This is a genomic window from Stenotrophomonas sp. Steno-C18, assembly GCF_056393195.1.
Genome location: NZ_JBWJOX010000002.1, coordinates 30,057 through 46,281, shown reverse-complemented (window position 1 = coordinate 46,281; position 16,225 = coordinate 30,057). Strand labels below are relative to the sequence as shown.

The window sequence follows — 16,225 nt, the reverse complement described above, 5'->3', positions numbered from 1 at the left end:
CGATTGAATCTCCGGGGCCAAGGCGGGCAAGTAAACGGTTTCATGATACCGGATGGGTCCGGCGCCGGACCCGTGCCGATGGCCCTGCTTCAGACGCGGTTAGGCGGGCAGGAGCGGTTGCCGGACCCCAACCGGCGCTGAACTTCGGACATAATCGGGCCATGGACCGCTATGAACGCATCAATGCGCTGCATCGTCTGCTCAAGTCCGCCCGCTACCCCATCACGGTGGTGCGGCTGCAGGAGGAATTGGGCTGTTCCCGTGCCACGGTTTACCGCGATCTGGCCTTTCTGCGCGACGCGCTGATGGCGCCGGTGGAGGGCGACGGCGACGCCGGCTTCCGCTACCAGACCGCCGAAAGCGACCGTTTCGAGTTGCCCGGGCTGTGGCTCAGTTCCGAGGAGCTGCATGCGTTGCTGGCCTCCCAGCACCTGCTGGCGCGGACCAGTGGCGGCGTGCTGTCCTCGGTGCTGGCGCCGTTGCAGCAGCGCATCGAGAGCCTGCTCGCGGCCCAGGCCGGGGCGTCCTCCTGGCCGGTCGAGCGCGTCCGGGTCATCCCGCACCGCGGCCGCAAGCTGGACGAGGCCAGTTTCCGCACCGTGGCCTCGGGTGTGCTCGAGCGCAAGCAGCTGTCCTTCGAATACCGTGCCCGTTCCACCGACGAGGCCACCCGCCGCACGGTGTCACCGCAGCGCATCACCCATTACCGCGACAACTGGTACCTGGACGCCTGGGACCATACCCGCGAGGCGGTGCGCAGTTTCGCGGTGGACCGCATCCATCAGGCCCGGCTGCTCGAACAGCCGGCCCGCGACGTGCCGGATGAAGAGCTGAACGAGCAGCTGGCCGCCAGCTACGGCATCTTTTCCGGTGCCCCCAAGGGCTGGGCGACCATCGTGTTCAGTGCCAAGGCCGCCCGCTGGGTGGCCGACGAACACTGGCATTCCAAGCAGCAGGGGCGGTTCCTGCCGGATGGGCGTTATGAGCTGAAGGTGCCCTACAGCGTGTCGCGCGAGCTGCTGATGGACGTGCTGCATTACGGTTCGGACGCGGAAATCGTCGAGCCACAGTCGCTGCGCGAACAGGCCAAGGCGCTGTTGTCGCTGGCCCTGAGCAATTACGACTGACGTCAAACGCCGCACCGGGACGGATGCTGCGCCCCGGCTTCCGTGAGCACCCTGCGGCAGTGATCGCCAGGCAGTGCGCCGTGGCGTCGTGCAGGCCACGGCGAAGGGCGCGGGGGTTCCGGCGGCCGATCCGGCCAGCCGTGGCTACTTCTTGTTCGGTACCTCGAAGCCCAGCCTGTCCACCTGCGCCGGGTGTTGCGGCACGCGCTTGAGCTTGTCGGTGTTGACGTCGTACTTGTCGCGCAGGCGCAGTGCCAGCGCCCGGTAGGTAGCCGCATCCATGTCCGGCTGGCGGGCGAAGATCCAGGCCATCTCGCGGCCCGGGTAGCCGATCAGGGCCCAGGAATAGTCCGGTGCCACTTCCAGGATGCGCGAGTGGGTCGGCACGATCTTGTAGAACCAGGTGCGCCAGCGCCGGTTGCCACTGTCGTCATCAACCTTGGCGCGGATGTTGATCTCCTCCTCGGGCTCGTTGAAGCCGTCGCGGAACTGGTAGCGGATGGCGACCTTGTCCCCGTCCGTCAGCGAGTAGGTGTTGACGCTGGCCACGTGGCCACGCTCGACGAAATTGGGCACCCGGCCAATCACGTACCAGCGGCCCATGAAGCGCTGCAGGTCGATCGGGCCGTCGGCATCGCCCTCCACGACCGGGGCGGCGGCAGCCGGGTCCTGCGCATGTGCAGGGGCCAGCGGCAGGGTGAAGCTCAGCAGCAGGGCGGACAGGATCGCGGGAATGAGTCGCATTGCGTAGGACGCGCCATGGTTGATGACGGCAGCATGTTCGACGGGCAGCGATGGGCGCGTCAATGGCAGGTCGCAGTCCGTGAGATGGCCGATGGCGAGGATGCACGCCAACCCCCGTCCCATTGCCGGAGAACGTCATGTCCAAGCCTGCTGCTTCGTCATCCCGCCGTCACCCTGAGCCGACCTCCGATCCGCGGGTGCTGCGTTGCGTCAGGCAAGCCGTGATGGCAGGGCTGGCCCTGGTAGTGGTATGGCCGGCGGCGCGAGGCCACAGCGAGTGGATCGGCTGGTTGCCGTTGTGGCTGGTCGGCATGCCGTTGAGCGCATGGTGGGCCCTGTACCGCTTCCGCCTGCCCGCGCGCTGGCGCAACCGCCAGGCGGCACCGCGCCGCCGTGGCCCGCAGGCGCGCCGCGCACGCCGTCCGGTCCGGGCGCGCTGGTCGCAGGTGGCCTGACCTTCGACAGGGGGAGGTGGGGCAGGGCCTGTGCTAGCGTTCGCGGCCTATGTCCGCGTGGAGCACACATGTCCCGAATCACCTCCGCCTGCCTCGTTGCAGGCCTGATTTCCTCTGGCCTGGCCGGTGCCGCCATGGCCGCTGACGAACCCCAGGACAACTACGCCTGGCTGGAAGACGTCACCGGCGACAAGCCGCTGGCGTGGGTGAAGGAGCAGAACGCCCGTTCCGAGGGCCGCCTGGCGCAGACCCCGCAGTTCCGGCAGATGGAAGCCGGCATCCGCGAGGTGCTGGATTCGGACGCCAAGATCCCGGGCGTGGAGAAGATCGGCGACTACTACTACAACTTCTGGAAGGACAAGCAGCACGAGCGCGGCGTGTGGCGCCGGACCACGCTGGTGGAGTACCGCAAGGCCGAGCCGCTGTGGGAAACCGTGCTGGACCTGGACGCGCTGAACAAGGCCGAGGGCGAGAACTGGGTGTGGCATGGCGCCAACTGCCTGCGCCCGGAGTACACCCGCTGCCTGATCGCGCTTTCGCGCGGCGGCGCCGATGCCGACGTCACCCGCGAGTTCGACCTGTCCAGGAAGGACTGGATCAAGGACGGCTTCTTCCGTCCGGAAGCCAAGGGTGGCCTGGGCTGGATCGACCAGGACAACGTGTTCGTCTACACCGATTTCGGTGATGGCTCGATGACCACGTCCGGCTACCCGCGCGTGGTCAAGCAGTGGCGCCGCGGCACGCCGATGGCCTCGGCCACGACCGTGTACGAAGGCAAGCCGGAGGACATGTACATCGCCGCGATGCACGACGACACCCCGGGCTTCGAGCGCAACTACGTCAGCCGCACCATCGCCTTCTACAACAACGAGCTGTTCGTGCTCGGCGCCGACGGCAAGCTGACCAAGATCGATGCGCCGAACTCGGCCGAGAAGGGCGTGCGCCGCGAGTGGCTGACCCTGGAGCTGCGCGAGCCGTGGACCGTGGGTGGCAAGACCTACGCCGCCGGTTCGCTGCTGGCCACGAAGTTCGATGACTTCATGGCCGGCAAGCGCGAGTTCGACGTGCTGTTCGCACCGACCGAAACGACGTCGCTGGCTGGCATGTCCTGGACCAAGTCGCACGTGGTGCTGAACGTGCTGGACGACGTCAAGAACCGCCTGCAGGTGCTGACCCACGGTGCCAACGGCTGGACCACCGGTGATTTCACCGGCGCACCGGCGTTCGGCACCATTGGCATCGGCGCGGTCGACGCCGACGAAAGCGATGCGGTGTGGATGACCGTCACCGATTACCTGACCCCGACCACGCTGTCGCTGGCAGAGATCGGCCAGCAGCCGGAAGTGCTCAAGACCATGCCGGCGTTCTTCGACGCCAGCGGCAAGGTGATCGAGCAGCATTTCGCCGCCAGCAAGGACGGCACCCGCGTGCCGTACTTCGTGGTGCACGACAAGGCGATGAAGCTGGATGGCTCCAACCCGACCCTGCTGTACGGCTACGGTGGCTTCGAGATCTCGCTGACCCCGGGCTACTCCGGTGGCATGGGCCGCGCCTGGCTGGACAAGGGCGGCGTGTACGTGGTGGCCAACATCCGCGGCGGCGGCGAGTACGGCCCGCGCTGGCACCAGGCCGCGCTGAAGCAGAACCGCCACAAGGCCTACGAGGACATGGCGGCGGTGGCGCAGGACCTGGTCAGCCGCAACATCACCTCGGCCAGGCACCTGGGCGTGCAGGGCGGCAGCAACGGCGGCCTGCTGACCGGCAACATGCTGACCCAGTACCCGGAGCTGTTCGGTGCGGTGGTGGTGCAGGTGCCGCTGCTGGACATGAAGCGCTACAGCCACCTGCTGGCCGGCGCCTCGTGGATGGCCGAGTACGGCAACCCGGACACGGCTGACTGGGAGTTCATCAAGACCTTCTCGCCGTACCACCTGTTCGACCCGGCCAAGAGCTACCCGCCGGTGCTGTTCACCACCTCCACCCGCGATGACCGCGTGCATCCGGGCCATGCCCGCAAGATGGCGGCCAAGATGATCGACGCCGGCAAGGACGTGACCTACTACGAGAACATCGAAGGTGGCCACGGCGGCGCAGCCAACAACGCGCAGGCCGCGCACATGTCGGCACTGGCCTACAGCTTCCTGTGGGAGCAGCTGAGCAAGAAGTGATGCTCAGCTGGAGTTGATGCAGCGCTGGAGTTGATACACAACAAACGCCACCGGAAGGTGGCGTTTGTCGTATGAAGCCCCTCTCCCGCAGGCGGGAGAGGGGTTGGGGTGAGGGCAGGGGCGAAGCCCTGATGGTGAGCGGATATGAACGCCCTCGAAGTCCAAAGCCCCTCATCCGCCCTGCGGGCACCTTCTCCCGCAGGCGGGAGAAGGGAGTCATCAGGTCGTCTGTTGTCCCTGCCAGCGCTCCAACCCGCGCCCGATCCGCTGCACCGCCTCCTGCAGCCGGGCCACGTCCTGGGTGTAGGCGATGCGTACGTGCTGGTTGGCGCGGTGATGGCCGAAGTCCAGGCCGGGCGTGAACGCCACGTGCTCGGTCTCCAGGAAGTGCGCGCAGAAGGCCTGCGCGTCATCGGTGAATGCGCTCACGTCGCAATACAGGTAGAACGCCCCCTGCGGCTCAACGTCGATGCGGAAGCCCAACTCGCGCAGGGCGGGCAGCAGGTAGTCGCGACGCTGCTGGAACTGCGCGCGACGCTGCTCGAAGATGGCGATCGTCTCCGGCGCGAAGCAGGCCAGCGCGGCATGCTGCGCCATCGAGGGCGCGCTGATGTACAGGTTCTGCGCCAGCTTCTCCAGTTCCGGTACCGCGGCCGGGGGCGCAACCAGCCAACCCAGCCGCCAGCCGGTCATGCCGAAGTACTTGGAGAAGCTGTTCAGCACGAACGCCTCGTCGTCCACTTCCAGCACGCTGCGGGCGTCGAAGCCGTAGGTCAGGCCGTGGTAGATCTCGTCCACCACCAGGTGGCCGCCGCGTGCCTTCAAGGTGGCCGACAACGCGGCCAGCTGGGTCGCGTCCAGCGTGGTGCCGGTGGGGTTGGCGGGGGAGGCGACCAGCGCGCCGACGCTGTCGGCGTTCCAGTGCCCGGCGATCAGTTCGGGGGTGAGCTGGTAACCGCTGCCCGGGCCGACCGGCACCAGCTGCGCGGCGCCTTCCACCAGGCGCAGGAAATGGCGGTTGCACGGATAGCCGGGGTCGGCCAGCAGCCAGTGCCGGCCCGGGTCGACCAGCAGGCTGGAGGCCAGCAGCAGCGCGCCGGAACCGCCCGGGGTGACCAGGATGCGCTCCGGATCGATCTGCAACCGGTAGCGGTCCGCGTAGAAGCCGGCGATGGCCTCGCGCAGTGCCGGCAGGCCACGCGCGGCGGTGTAGCGGGTATGTCCGGCGGCGAGCGCGGCCTGGCCGGCGCGGATGACCGGCTCGGCGGTGGTGAAGTCAGGCTCGCCGATTTCCAGGTGGATCACATCGTGGCCGGCCTGCTCCAGCGCATTGGCGCGGGCCAACAGGGACATGACGTGGAACGGGGCGATCTCGTGGCTGCGCCGGCTGTAGCCGGACGGCGTGGGGGCTGGGGTGTTCATCGCCGACATCATAGGCCGCAAGGCCGGTGCTGGCAGCCGTACGTCGTCTCGAAGGGCTGCATCGCCCATGGCACACTGTCGGCATTGCGCGGGCATCCGCCCCGTCGATGGGAACCCCTCCGTGAAACCCACCCTTTGTCTGTTGGTAGCAAGCCTGATGATCAATTCCGCCATCGCCGCAACGCCCACTCCGCCGGATGTCGAGAAGCGTCCGCACACGGTCAAGGCGCCGTTCGGTGCGCAGCGCCAGGACGAGTACTACTGGCTGCGCGACGACAAGCGCGAGGATCCGGCCATGCTGGCCTACCTCAACGCCGAGAACGCCTACACCGATGCGTTGATGGCGCCGCTCAAGCCGCTGGAGGACAAGCTGTACGCCGAGATCGTCGGGCGCATCAAGCAGGACGATGCCAGCGTGCCGTACCGCGAGCGCGGCTACTGGTATTACACCCGCTACGAGACCGGCAAGGACTACCCCATCCATGCGCGCCGCAAGGGCGACATGCAGGCCCCGGAAGAGGTGCTGCTGGACCTCAACGCCATGGCCGAGGGCAAGGGCTTCTTCGATGTCGACGACATGGCGGTCAGCCAGGACAACCGCATCCTGGCCTGGGCCGAGGATGACGTGGGCCGTCGCCAGTACACGATCCGCTTCAAGGACCTGGGCACCGGCCAGCTGCTGCCGGACGTGATCACCGGGGTGTCGGCCAACGTGGTCTGGGCCGATGATAACCGCACCGTGTTCTACGTCGAGAACGACCCGGAAACCCTGCTCACCGTGCGGGTGAAGAAGCACGTGCTCGGCACCCCGGCCAGCAGCGACGTGCTGGTGTACGAGGAAACCGATGACAGCTTCTACATGGGCATCGGCCGTACCCGCGACGACAAGTTCATCACCATCGGCGTGGACAGCACCGTGTCCTCCGAGCTGCGTTACACCTCGGCCGCCAACCCGGGCACCTTCACCGTGCTCGCCCCGCGCGCGCGCGACGTGGAATACGACGCCGACCACTTCGACGGCCGCTGGGTGATCCGCACCAACGCCGATGGCGCGAAGAACTTCAAGCTGGTCACCGCGCCGGAAGGTGCCACCCGCCGCGACCAGTGGCAGGACTGGGTGGCGCACGACCCGCAGGTGCTGGTCGAGGGCTTCGAGCTGTTCAACGGCTACACCGCCATCGCCGAGCGCGCCGACGCGCTGGAGCGCGTGCGCCTGCTGTTTGCCGACGGCCGCAGCGAGTTCGTCAAGGCCGACGAGCCGGCGTATTCGATGGGCCTGTCGGTCAATGCCGAGCCCGACACCGACTGGCTGCGCTACGGCTACACCTCGCTGACCACGCCGGCCACTACCTACGAGCTCAACGTGAAGACCGGCGAGCGCCGCCAGCTCAAGCAGCAGCCGGTGATCGGCTACGACCCGTCGCTGTACCAGACCGAGCGGGTCTGGGTGACCGCGCGCGACGGCGCCAAGGTGCCGGTGTCGCTGGTCTACAAGAAGGGTTTCAAGAAGGATGGGAGCGCCGCGCTGTACCAGTACGCCTACGGCAGCTACGGCATGTCGATGGACCCCGGCTTCAACCAGAGCGTGATCAGCCTGCTTGATCGTGGCCTGGTCTACGCCATCGCGCACATCCGCGGCGGCGAGGAAATGGGCCGCAACTGGTACGAGGACGGCAAGCTGCTGCACAAGCAGAACACCTTCAATGACTTCGTCGACGTCACCCGCGCGCTGGTCGCGCAGGGCTATGCCGCCAAGGACCGCGTGGCCGCGTCCGGCGGCAGTGCCGGCGGCCTGCTGATGGGCGCGGTGGCCAACCAGGCCCCGGGCGACTACCGGGTGATGGTCGCCCAGGTGCCGTTCGTGGACGTGGTCACCACCATGCTCGACGCCAGCATCCCGCTGACCACCAACGAGTACGACGAGTGGGGCAACCCCGAGCAGAAGCCGTACTACGACTACATGCTGAGCTACTCGCCGTACGACAACGTGCGCGCCCAGGCCTATCCGTCGCTGTTCGTCGGTACCGGCCTGTGGGATTCGCAGGTGCAGTACTGGGAGCCGGCCAAGTGGGTGGCGCGCCTGCGCGACGTGAACACCGGCAGCCTGCCGATCGTGTTCCGCACCAACATGGAAGCCGGCCACGGTGGCAAGTCCGGTCGCTTCCAGCGTTACCACGAGCTGGCCGAGTCGTATGCCTTCGTGCTGTCGCAGCTGGGCGTGGCCCAGTAATGCCGAGCCGGTTGCTGGCCCGGGCGGCCCGCAACCATGACCGGTGCCTGCCCGGTTGCCCTGCAATGGGCAGGCCCTGCGCGGGATGGCCGACGGGAGCCAGTGGACGTGATCCATGGGTGACTGAACAGCCGCAGTTCCATCCGGACTTCATGGTCCAGTGGCTATACTCGGGGGATGAACATGACGTCCCGTTCCCTGTTGCTCATCCCGGTGGCCTGCGCGCTGCTGGCCCTCACCGCCTGCGGCAACAAAGGCCCGCTGGTGATGCCGCAGAAGCCGGTGCCGGTCGAAGAGCAGGAGGTGGTGCCGGAAGACGCACCGGCTGCCGACGATGCCGCCGCTGTCCCGCCGACCGACGGCACTGAGCCTGCGCAGGCCAGGAAGCCGGCCGAGGGTACCCAGCCGTAATGAGCATGTCCGTTTCAGGGCGCCTGCCGTTCACCAAGATGCACGGCGCCGGCAATGATTTCGTGGTGCTGGACCTGCGTGCCGGCATGGCCCCGCCGGACGCGGACCTTGCCGCGCGCCTGGCCGACCGCCACCGTGGCGTGGGTTGTGACCAGATCCTGACCATCGAGCCACCGCGCTCGGAAGCGTCCGTGGCGTCCTACCGGATCTGGAACTCCGATGGGTCCACTTCCCAGCAGTGCGGCAACGGCGCGCGCTGCGTGGCGGCCTGGCTGGTGCGCGATGGCGCCGCCCAGGGCGAGCACTTCCTGATCGACAGCCCGTTGCGCACGCACGCCGTGCAGCGGTTGGGCGGGGATCACTACGCCGTGGCCATGGGCAAGCCGGAGTTCGAGCCGGAGCGCATCCCGTTGGTCGGCTTCCCGCGCGCCCGCGAGGAATACGCGGTGTCGCTGCAGGGCGAGAACGTGCGGTTTGGCGCGGTGTCGATGGGCAACCCGCACGCGGTGCTGGAGGTCGGCTCGGCCGATGCCGCGCCGGTGGAGCGGGTCGGCCCGTTGCTGCAGCAGCATGCCTCGTTCCCGGAATCGGTCAATGTCGGCTTCGCCCAGGTGTTGGACAGCGGCCACGCCCGGCTGCGCGTGTTCGAGCGCGGTGTCGGCGAGACCCTGGCCTGCGGCAGCGGCGCCTGCGCGGCGGCCGTGGTGTTGATGCAGCGGGGGCGGCTGCGGCGCGATGCGGTGTTGTCGCTGCCCGGTGGCGACCTGCGTATCCAGTGGCCGGACGATGCGGCGGAAATCGTCATGTCCGGTCCGGCGGCATTCGTATTCGACGGAGAGTGGACAGGATGAACGACACGGCCGAAAAGATCGGGGCACACGAGGTGGCCGCTTGGCTGCGCCGGCACCCGACCTTCCTCAAGCAGTTCCCCGACCTGGCCCTGACCATGGTGGTGCCCCGCGACGATGGCCCGACCGCGTCGCTGGCCAGCTACCAGCTGGAAGTGCTGCGCGACAAGAACCGCGAGCTTGCACGGCGGCTGTCCGACCTGGGCGTCAACGCCCAGATCAATGAACGGCTGGCAGTGCGCACGCACCAGCTGACCCTGGCGTTGATGCGCCAGGCGTCGGCGGCGGACACGTTGCGTGCGATGGCGGCCTCGCTGGAGGAAGACTTCGCCGGGGACCTGGTCCGCATCATCAGCCTGCAGCCGGTCGAAGGGCTTGAGCAGGCGCCGTGGCTGCAGGTCATCGCCGCCGACAGCCCGCGCCTGGCGCCGTTCCACGACTGCCTGCAGGATGGCGAGCCGATCTGCGGCCGGCTGCAGTCGGAGAAGAACGACGTGCTCTACGGCGAACGGGTCGACGAAGTGGCATCCACCGCGTTGCTGCCGTTGCCGGGCGTAGGCCTGATCGCGGTCGGTAGCCATGACCCGAACCGTTTCTACCCGGGCATGGGCACGCTGTTCCTGCGCATGATGGGCGAGTCGCTGGTGGTCGGGCTGCAGCGCTTCAACGCGGCGTGAGCGGGGGCGTGCGGCGATGAGCGCCGTCCCGGCGTTCCTGTCCTACCTGCAGGTCGAGCGGCGCATGTCCGCGCATACGCTCGATGCCTACCAGCGTGACCTGGCCGCATTGTCGCAATGGTGCCAGGCTCATGGCATCGATGACCCGCAGGCGCTGGCCGCCGACCAGTTGCGTGAATTCATCGCCGCCGAGCACCGCCGCGGGCTGGCGGCCAAGAGCCTGCAGCGCCGCCTGTCGGCCTGCCGCAGCTTCTATGCGTGGCTGCTCAAGAACAACGTCATCGACACCAGCCCTGCCGCCGGCCTGCGCGCGCCCAAGGCGCCGCGCAAGTTGCCGCAGGTGCTCGATGCCGATGAAGCGGTGCAACTGGTCGAGCTGCCCACGGATGCACCGCTGGGCCTGCGCGATCGCGCGCTGCTGGAACTGTTCTATTCCTCCGGCCTGCGCCTGAGCGAGCTGTGCGCACTGCGCTGGCGTGACCTGGACATGGCCAGCGGCCTGGTGCTGGTGCATGGCAAGGGCAACCGGGAGCGCAGCGTGCCGGTGGGCACGCATGCGTTGAACGCACTGCAGGACTGGCGCAGGGACAGCGCGGGCAGCGGCGACAAGCCGGTGTTCCCGGGGCGCGCTGGCGGCCCGTTGAGCCAGCGGGCGGTGCAGATCCGCATCAAGCAGCTGGCGCAGCGGCAAGGGCTGTTCAAGAACGTACACCCGCACATGCTGCGGCACAGTTTCGCCAGCCACATCCTGGAGTCCTCCGGCGACCTGCGTGGCGTGCAGGAACTGCTCGGGCATTCGGACATCGCCACCACCCAGATCTACACGCACCTGGATTTCCAGCACCTGGCCAAGGTCTACGACGCGGCGCACCCGCGCGCCAAGCGCAAGCGCTGAACTGGCCGGTCAAGGCGCGGCGGCGCCATGATTGTGGTGTCCGGATGCGGCGAGCACGTCGCGGCGCGGATCGCCATGCTGCAGCTCCCCATTCCTGGTGCATGCACATGGCGTCCTTCATCTTGCGGGGCCTGGCCCCCGATACGTTTGCTCCGTTGTTCCTGCTCCCTGATGTCGTGCTCAGCGCCCGGCAGATGCAGCGGCTGACGGTTCCCGATACGGCGACGACGGGATTTCCCTGCCGGATCAGCCTGGTCGATGCCCGGCCGGGCGAACAGGTGCTGCTGTTGCCCTACCAGCACCAGCCGGCCGAATCGCCGTACCGCGCCAGCGGGCCGATCTTCGTGCGGCGCGGCGCACGCATTGCCGTGCTCGGGACGGACGAGGTACCGGCGACGATGCTGCGGCGGCTGCTGTCCGTGCGCGCCTACGATCATGCGCATCGGATCATCGCCGCCGAGGTCTGCGAAGGGACCGCGGTCGCGGCATGGCTGCAGGCCCGCTTCGATGACCCTGCGGTGGATTACGTGCATGTCCACCATGCCCGCTACGGTTGCTATTCCTGCCGCGCCGACCGCGCCGACCGCGCGTGAAGCCCGCGCCAGGCGCACGGAAGCCCGGCGCACGATCAGGCCGGGGATTGATCTGCGTCAGGGCCAGCCGCACGCCCGCGGCGCACACTGCGCCACGGATGGTCGTGGCGTTGCTGAAGATGGCGAAACCGTTCCCGCTCAAACCCAGTCATCCCGAGCGCATCTGCTGGGGATGCGACCGCTATTGCGCGAGCGACGCGCTGGCCTGTGGCAACGGATCGGGCCGCACCCTGCATCCGATCGAGACGCAGGGCGAGGACTGGTACGTGGCGTGGGGCATCGAGCCCGAACCGGATCGCCCGAATCTGGCCCGGCGGGTGCCTTAGGAGCCGGGATGGTGCTGCGTGGGTGCGGCCGACGCCTCCGGACCTGACCATTTTGCTGAACGCCGGCTGTCGCTGGTGGGGGAGGGGGCAGGCTTGATCGCCGCGCGTCTGGCCCCACTTCGGTTGGACAGTATCCCGGAGGCCACATGGACCCCAGTCAGAACCCCAATGTTTTCCACGCCACCACCATCTGCTGCGTGCGTCGCGGCGAGCACGTGGCGATCGCAGGTGATGGCCAGGTCACGCTGGGCCACACGGTGATGAAGGGCAATGCCCGCAAGGTGCGTCGACTGGGCCGCGATGGCCAGGTGCTGGCCGGTTTCGCTGGTGCGGCGGCCGATGCGTTCACCCTGTTCGAACTGTTCGAAGCCAAGCTCGAGAAGCATGGCCAGTTGACCCGTGCCGCGGTGGAACTGGCCAAGGACTGGCGCACCGACCGCCGCTACGGAAAGCTCGAGGCGCTGCTGGCGGTGGCCGACAGGGAAACCTCGCTGATCATCAGCGGCACCGGTGACGTCATCGAACCGGAAGACGGCATCATCGCCATCGGCTCCGGCGGTTCCTACGCGCTGAGCGCCGCGCGCGCGCTGCTCGCGCACACCGGGATGGATGCGAAGTCGGTTGCCATGGAGGCCATCAACATCGCCGGTGGCATCTGCATCTACACCAACACCAACGTGGTGGTTGAAGAGCTCTGAGCGCTTCGGCCAACGACTGCGAGTACCCCATGAACCACAAGATCGAAGTCTCTTCCGCCACCATGACCCCGCGCGAGATCGTGCAGGAGCTGGACCGGCACATCGTCGGCCAGCATGACGCCAAGCGTGCGGTCGCCATCGCCCTGCGCAACCGCTGGCGCCGCATGCAGCTGCCGGCCGACCTGCGCAACGAGGTGATGCCGAAGAACATCCTGATGATCGGCCCGACCGGTGTCGGCAAGACCGAAATCGCGCGCCGCCTGGCCACGCTGGCCAACGCGCCGTTCGTGAAGGTGGAAGCCACCCGCTTCACCGAGGTCGGCTACGTCGGCAAGGACGTGGAGCAGATCATCCGTGACCTGGCCGACACCGCGGTCAAGCTGTACCGCGAGCAGGCCAAGGTGCGCGTGCGCACCCAGGCCGAGGAGCGCGCCGAGGACCGCATCCTGGATGCGCTGCTGCCGCGTCGCAGCGTCGGCATCGGCTTCGATGCCGAGGCCGCGCGCAACGAGCCGTCCGCCGCCGACAACGAAACCCGCATCAAGTTCCGCCGCATGCTGCGTGCCGGCGAGCTGGACGAGCGCGAGATCGAGCTGGAAGTGGCGGCCAACGTCAGCATGGACATCATGACCCCGCCGGGCATGGAGGAAATGGGCCAGCAGCTGAAGTCGATGTTCGCCAACCTGGGCGGCAGCAAGTCGAACAAGCGCACGCTGACGATCAAGGCCGCACGTCCGCTGCTGGTCGAGGAAGAGGCCGGCAAGCTGGTCAACGAGGACGACATCCGCACCGCCGCCATCGAGGCCTGCGAGCAGCACGGCATCGTGTTCATCGACGAGATCGACAAGGTCGCCAAGCGCGGCGACAACGTCGGTGGCGGCGATGTCTCGCGCGAGGGCGTGCAGCGTGACCTGCTGCCGCTGGTGGAAGGCTCCAATGTTTCCACCAAGTACGGCACGGTGAAGACCGACCACATCCTGTTCATCGCCTCCGGTGCGTTCCACCTGGCCAAGCCCAGTGACCTGATCCCGGAACTGCAGGGCCGTTTCCCGATCCGCGTGGAACTGGGTGCGCTGAGCAAGCAGGATTTCGTGCGTATCCTCACCGAGCCGAAGGCCGCGCTGACCAAGCAGTACGAAGCGCTGCTGGCGACCGAGGGCGTCACGGTCAACTTCACCCCGGACGCGGTGGATCGCCTGGCCGAGATCGCCTTCCAGGTCAACGAGCGCCAGGAGAACATCGGTGCACGCCGCCTGCACACGGTGCTGGAGCGGCTGCTCGATTCGCTCAGCTACGAGGCGCCGGACCGTGACGGCGAGGCCATCGCGATCGACAGTGACTACGTGAACAAGCACCTGGGCGAACTGGTGCAGGACCCGGACCTGAGCCGCTACATCCTGTAAGCGAATCGGTCCGGTGTTCGAGGAAACGGCAGCACGTCAGTGCTGCCGTTTTTCGTTGGGGATTCGTGGCTGGGCTTGGCGCTGGGTTGCATCCCCGCCCATGCAGCGGTGATGGGCTCACCGCGCTGCACCCGCGCGTTTCAGTCGTGCTCGTCCGGGTCGGCCGGCGGCAAGGGCAGGGGATCGGCCCCCGGGGTGATGACGCCGGGTTTGACGTAGTAGGACAGCAGCGCATCCATCACCTCGCGGCTGTCGCGCTGCAGCTCGAACTGGCGGGGTTCGAGCATCGCGCTGTACAGCACGCCGGTCATGCCCGCATGCAGGATGCGCGAGACCACGGCCGTGTCGACACCCTCGCGCAGTTGGCCCAGCTCGCGGGCGCGTTCGAAGGCGCGGCGGAAGATCGCCATCTCCTCCTCGATGCTGTCGTGCTGCAATTGCTGCATCGCCTGGCTTTCGGCGCTGAGGTCGTTGCGCAGCATGATCTCCATCATGTCGCGCAGATGCGGCTCGGTGGCCAGTTCGCTGAGCGAGACCAGCATCGCCGAGCGCAGGTCCAGGATCGGCGTGTTGCGGTGGGGCGAGTAGGTGCGGCGCAGGCGCTTGATGAAGGGGACGCGCTCGCGGTTGATCATCGCTTCGAGCACTTCGGTCTTGTTCTTGAAGTGCCAGTACACCGCGCCGCGCGAATAGCCGGCACGCTCACCGATCGCCGCCAGCGAGGTGTTGGCGACGCCGTTCTCATGGAAGCAGGCCAGGGCCGCATCAAGGATGTGTTCGCGGGTGGCCTGGGCTTCTTCTTTGGTCTTTCTGGCCATGGCACTGCGCCGTTGCTGGATGAAACCGGGCTGAATTGTAGCCGTTTACAAACATGCGTGCATGTATGTATATTTCGCCGGCTTGCTTCGCAGGATGGCGCTGCTGTGCATTTGTAGTGGCGGTTCTCACGGGCCTCCACGTAAGTTATGCACACCGTGCGTGCCGGGCCCTTCGGGGGGCCGGCGCAGGTCCGCGAGCGCCACCTTTCCCATTGAGTCTTCCACATGTCTCGAATCCGCAGCTATCGCGTCGTCGCGCTTTCTCTTGCCCTTTCCGTTGCACTGGCCGCTTGCAAGGGCGGGGAAGCACCGCCGCAGGGCGGCCCGGGCCAGGTCACGGTCGTCACCCTCAAGACCGAGCCGGTCACCCTGACCCGCGAACTGGTCGGCCGCGCCAATGGCTACCAGGTGGCCGAGGTGCGCCCGCAGGTCAGCGGCATCGTGGCCAAGCGCCTGTTCACCGAAGGCAGCTTCGTCAAGGAAGGCCAGGCGCTCTACCAACTGGACGATGCGGCCTACCGCGCCCAGGCCAACAGCGCCCGCGCGCAGCTGGCCCGCGCCGAAGCCACCGCCAGCGCCGCACGGCTGGCGGCGCGCCGCAGCAGCGAGCTGGTCCGGAGCAAGGTGATCAGCGTGCAGGACGATGAGAACGCACAGGCCGCCTGGAAGCAGGCCGAGGCCGACGTCGGTGCCGCGCGCGCCTCGCTGGACGCGGCCAACGTGACGCTGGGCTACGCCCGCATCACCGCGCCGATCAGTGGCCAGATCGGCAAGTCCACCGTCACCCAGGGCGCGCTGGTCAGCGCGGGCCAGGCCGCGGCGCTGGCGACCATCAACCAGCTCGATCCGATCTACATCGATGTCACCCAGTCCTCGGCCGAGCTGCTGCAGCTGCGCCGCGAACTGGCCGAAGGCCGCCTGGAAGGCGCCTCCGAGCTGCCGGTGGACATCGTGCTGGAAGACGGCACCCCGTTCGCCCACAAGGGCACGCTGGAGTTCTCCGAGGTCAACGTCGACCCGTCCACCGGCAGCTACGGCCTGCGCGTGCGGGTGGAAAACCCCGACCACGTGCTGATGCCGGGCATGTTCGTGCGCGCGGTGCTGGGCAGCGGCGTGCGGCCGAACGGCCTGCTGGTGCCGATGCAGGGCATCGCCCGCGATGCCAAGGGCGACACCAGCGCGATGGTGGTCGACGGCGAAGGCAAGGTCGCCGTGCGTCCGGTCACCGTCAGCCGCACCATCGGTGACAAGTGGCTGGTCGAGAGCGGGCTGAAGGCCGGTGACAAGGTCATCGTCGAAGGCCTGCAGAAGATCGGCCCGGGCATGCCGGTGCAGGCCACCGAGAAGGGTGCCCAAGCCGCCAAGCCCGCCGCCGCGCCCGACGCGACGGCGCCGGCGGCCAAGCAGTAA

The 16,225-nt window shown here is 67.7% G+C and carries 16 protein-coding genes; 13 read left to right on the top strand and 3 right to left on the bottom strand.

The window, feature by feature from the left end; genetic code table 11:
- The first annotated feature begins 161 nt into the window (after nt 1-161).
- Entirely contained in the window at nt 162-1,127 is a 966-nt protein-coding gene (locus tag AC06FE_RS04760) for a helix-turn-helix transcriptional regulator (RefSeq protein ID WP_132865081.1), read from the top strand.
- A gap of 144 nt (nt 1,128-1,271) precedes the next feature.
- Here the strand turns inward: AC06FE_RS04760 and AC06FE_RS04755 are convergent, their stop codons facing one another.
- Nucleotides 1,272-1,871 carry a lipocalin family protein gene (locus AC06FE_RS04755; protein WP_132865080.1) on the bottom strand — a complete coding sequence of 200 codons (600 nt, stop codon included), beginning with the start codon at nt 1,869-1,871 and terminating at the stop codon, nt 1,272-1,274.
- A 137-nt stretch (nt 1,872-2,008) separates the two neighbouring features.
- Between AC06FE_RS04755 and AC06FE_RS04750 the strand changes: the two genes are divergently transcribed.
- Together AC06FE_RS04750 and AC06FE_RS04745 are read left to right on the top strand one after the other, a co-directional pair.
- Complete coding sequence (locus AC06FE_RS04750; RefSeq protein WP_478072384.1) at nt 2,009-2,326, top strand: hypothetical protein; 318 nt, start codon at nt 2,009-2,011, stop codon at nt 2,324-2,326.
- A 68-nt stretch (nt 2,327-2,394) separates the two neighbouring features.
- Complete coding sequence (locus AC06FE_RS04745) at nt 2,395-4,494, top strand: prolyl oligopeptidase family serine peptidase (RefSeq protein ID WP_478072383.1); 2,100 nt, start codon at nt 2,395-2,397, stop codon at nt 4,492-4,494.
- 219 nt (nt 4,495-4,713) lie between these two features.
- Here AC06FE_RS04745 and AC06FE_RS04740 read toward each other — a convergent pair whose 3' ends face one another.
- On the bottom strand, nt 4,714-5,916 hold the full coding sequence (locus tag AC06FE_RS04740) for a pyridoxal phosphate-dependent aminotransferase (RefSeq protein WP_478072382.1): 1,203 nt from the start codon (nt 5,914-5,916) through the stop codon (nt 4,714-4,716).
- 121 nt (nt 5,917-6,037) lie between these two features.
- Here AC06FE_RS04740 and AC06FE_RS04735 point away from each other — a divergent pair, with 121 nt between their 5' ends.
- From AC06FE_RS04735 to hslU, 9 genes are all read left to right on the top strand, one after another.
- The gene (locus AC06FE_RS04735) at nt 6,038-8,146 is read left to right on the top strand and encodes a S9 family peptidase (protein ID WP_478072381.1); all 2,109 of its coding nucleotides are present in this window, start codon (nt 6,038-6,040) and stop codon (nt 8,144-8,146) included.
- 177 nt (nt 8,147-8,323) lie between these two features.
- A complete protein-coding gene (gene lptM / locus AC06FE_RS04730; RefSeq protein ID WP_132865075.1) occupies nt 8,324-8,557 on the top strand; it encodes an LPS translocon maturation chaperone LptM in 234 nt (77 codons plus the stop codon).
- A complete protein-coding gene (dapF, locus tag AC06FE_RS04725; protein ID WP_132865074.1) occupies nt 8,557-9,408 on the top strand; it encodes a diaminopimelate epimerase in 852 nt (283 codons plus the stop codon). Before lptM ends, dapF begins: the two co-directional genes overlap by 1 nt.
- Nucleotides 9,405-10,082: a DUF484 family protein gene (locus AC06FE_RS04720; RefSeq protein ID WP_132865073.1), complete on the top strand. Its 678-nt coding sequence runs from the start codon at nt 9,405-9,407 to the stop codon at nt 10,080-10,082. Before dapF ends, AC06FE_RS04720 begins: the two co-directional genes overlap by 4 nt.
- 16 nt (nt 10,083-10,098) lie before the next feature.
- Entirely contained in the window at nt 10,099-10,977 is an 879-nt protein-coding gene (xerC, locus tag AC06FE_RS04715; RefSeq protein WP_478072380.1) for a tyrosine recombinase XerC, read from the top strand.
- A gap of 107 nt (nt 10,978-11,084) precedes the next feature.
- Complete coding sequence (locus AC06FE_RS04710) at nt 11,085-11,570, top strand: DUF1203 domain-containing protein (RefSeq protein WP_478072379.1); 486 nt, start codon at nt 11,085-11,087, stop codon at nt 11,568-11,570.
- A 119-nt stretch (nt 11,571-11,689) separates the two neighbouring features.
- A complete protein-coding gene (locus AC06FE_RS04705) occupies nt 11,690-11,896 on the top strand; it encodes a DUF3079 domain-containing protein (protein WP_478072662.1) in 207 nt (68 codons plus the stop codon).
- Nucleotides 11,897-12,042: 146 nt separating this feature from the next.
- Nucleotides 12,043-12,594: an ATP-dependent protease subunit HslV gene (gene hslV, locus AC06FE_RS04700; protein ID WP_132865070.1), complete on the top strand. Its 552-nt coding sequence runs from the start codon at nt 12,043-12,045 to the stop codon at nt 12,592-12,594.
- A gap of 29 nt (nt 12,595-12,623) precedes the next feature.
- Entirely contained in the window at nt 12,624-13,997 is a 1,374-nt protein-coding gene (hslU, locus tag AC06FE_RS04695; protein ID WP_132865069.1) for an ATP-dependent protease ATPase subunit HslU, read from the top strand.
- Nucleotides 13,998-14,137: 140 nt separating this feature from the next.
- Here hslU and AC06FE_RS04690 read toward each other — a convergent pair whose 3' ends face one another.
- Nucleotides 14,138-14,815: a TetR family transcriptional regulator gene (locus tag AC06FE_RS04690; protein WP_192286741.1), complete on the bottom strand. Its 678-nt coding sequence runs from the start codon at nt 14,813-14,815 to the stop codon at nt 14,138-14,140.
- Between the two features lie 225 nt (nt 14,816-15,040).
- On the opposite strand from AC06FE_RS04690, the gene AC06FE_RS04685 reads away from it, so the two are divergent.
- Complete coding sequence (locus AC06FE_RS04685; protein ID WP_478072378.1) at nt 15,041-16,225, top strand: efflux RND transporter periplasmic adaptor subunit; 1,185 nt, start codon at nt 15,041-15,043, stop codon at nt 16,223-16,225.

What these genes read in the sequence shown, in the direction of transcription:
- AC06FE_RS04720 (WP_132865073.1), top strand. Translation starts at nt 9,405, where the DNA reads ATGAACGACACGGCCGAAAAGATCGGGGCACACGAGGTGGCCGCTTGG.
- hslU (WP_132865069.1), top strand. Translation starts at nt 12,624, where the DNA reads ATGAACCACAAGATCGAAGTCTCTTCCGCCACCATGACCCCGCGCGAG.
- lptM (WP_132865075.1), top strand. Translation starts at nt 8,324, where the DNA reads ATGAACATGACGTCCCGTTCCCTGTTGCTCATCCCGGTGGCCTGCGCG.
- AC06FE_RS04750 (WP_478072384.1), top strand. Translation starts at nt 2,009, where the DNA reads ATGTCCAAGCCTGCTGCTTCGTCATCCCGCCGTCACCCTGAGCCGACC.
- dapF (WP_132865074.1), top strand. Translation starts at nt 8,557, where the DNA reads ATGAGCATGTCCGTTTCAGGGCGCCTGCCGTTCACCAAGATGCACGGC.
- hslV (WP_132865070.1), top strand. Translation starts at nt 12,043, where the DNA reads ATGGACCCCAGTCAGAACCCCAATGTTTTCCACGCCACCACCATCTGC.
- AC06FE_RS04745 (WP_478072383.1), top strand. Translation starts at nt 2,395, where the DNA reads ATGTCCCGAATCACCTCCGCCTGCCTCGTTGCAGGCCTGATTTCCTCT.
- AC06FE_RS04705 (WP_478072662.1), top strand. Translation starts at nt 11,690, where the DNA reads ATGGCGAAACCGTTCCCGCTCAAACCCAGTCATCCCGAGCGCATCTGC.
- AC06FE_RS04740 (WP_478072382.1), bottom strand. Translation starts at nt 5,916, where the DNA reads ATGAACACCCCAGCCCCCACGCCGTCCGGCTACAGCCGGCGCAGCCAC.
- AC06FE_RS04710 (WP_478072379.1), top strand. Translation starts at nt 11,085, where the DNA reads ATGGCGTCCTTCATCTTGCGGGGCCTGGCCCCCGATACGTTTGCTCCG.
- AC06FE_RS04685 (WP_478072378.1), top strand. Translation starts at nt 15,041, where the DNA reads ATGTCTCGAATCCGCAGCTATCGCGTCGTCGCGCTTTCTCTTGCCCTT.
- AC06FE_RS04690 (WP_192286741.1), bottom strand. Translation starts at nt 14,815, where the DNA reads ATGGCCAGAAAGACCAAAGAAGAAGCCCAGGCCACCCGCGAACACATC.
- AC06FE_RS04760 (WP_132865081.1), top strand. Translation starts at nt 162, where the DNA reads ATGGACCGCTATGAACGCATCAATGCGCTGCATCGTCTGCTCAAGTCC.
- AC06FE_RS04755 (WP_132865080.1), bottom strand. Translation starts at nt 1,871, where the DNA reads ATGCGACTCATTCCCGCGATCCTGTCCGCCCTGCTGCTGAGCTTCACC.
- xerC (WP_478072380.1), top strand. Translation starts at nt 10,099, where the DNA reads ATGAGCGCCGTCCCGGCGTTCCTGTCCTACCTGCAGGTCGAGCGGCGC.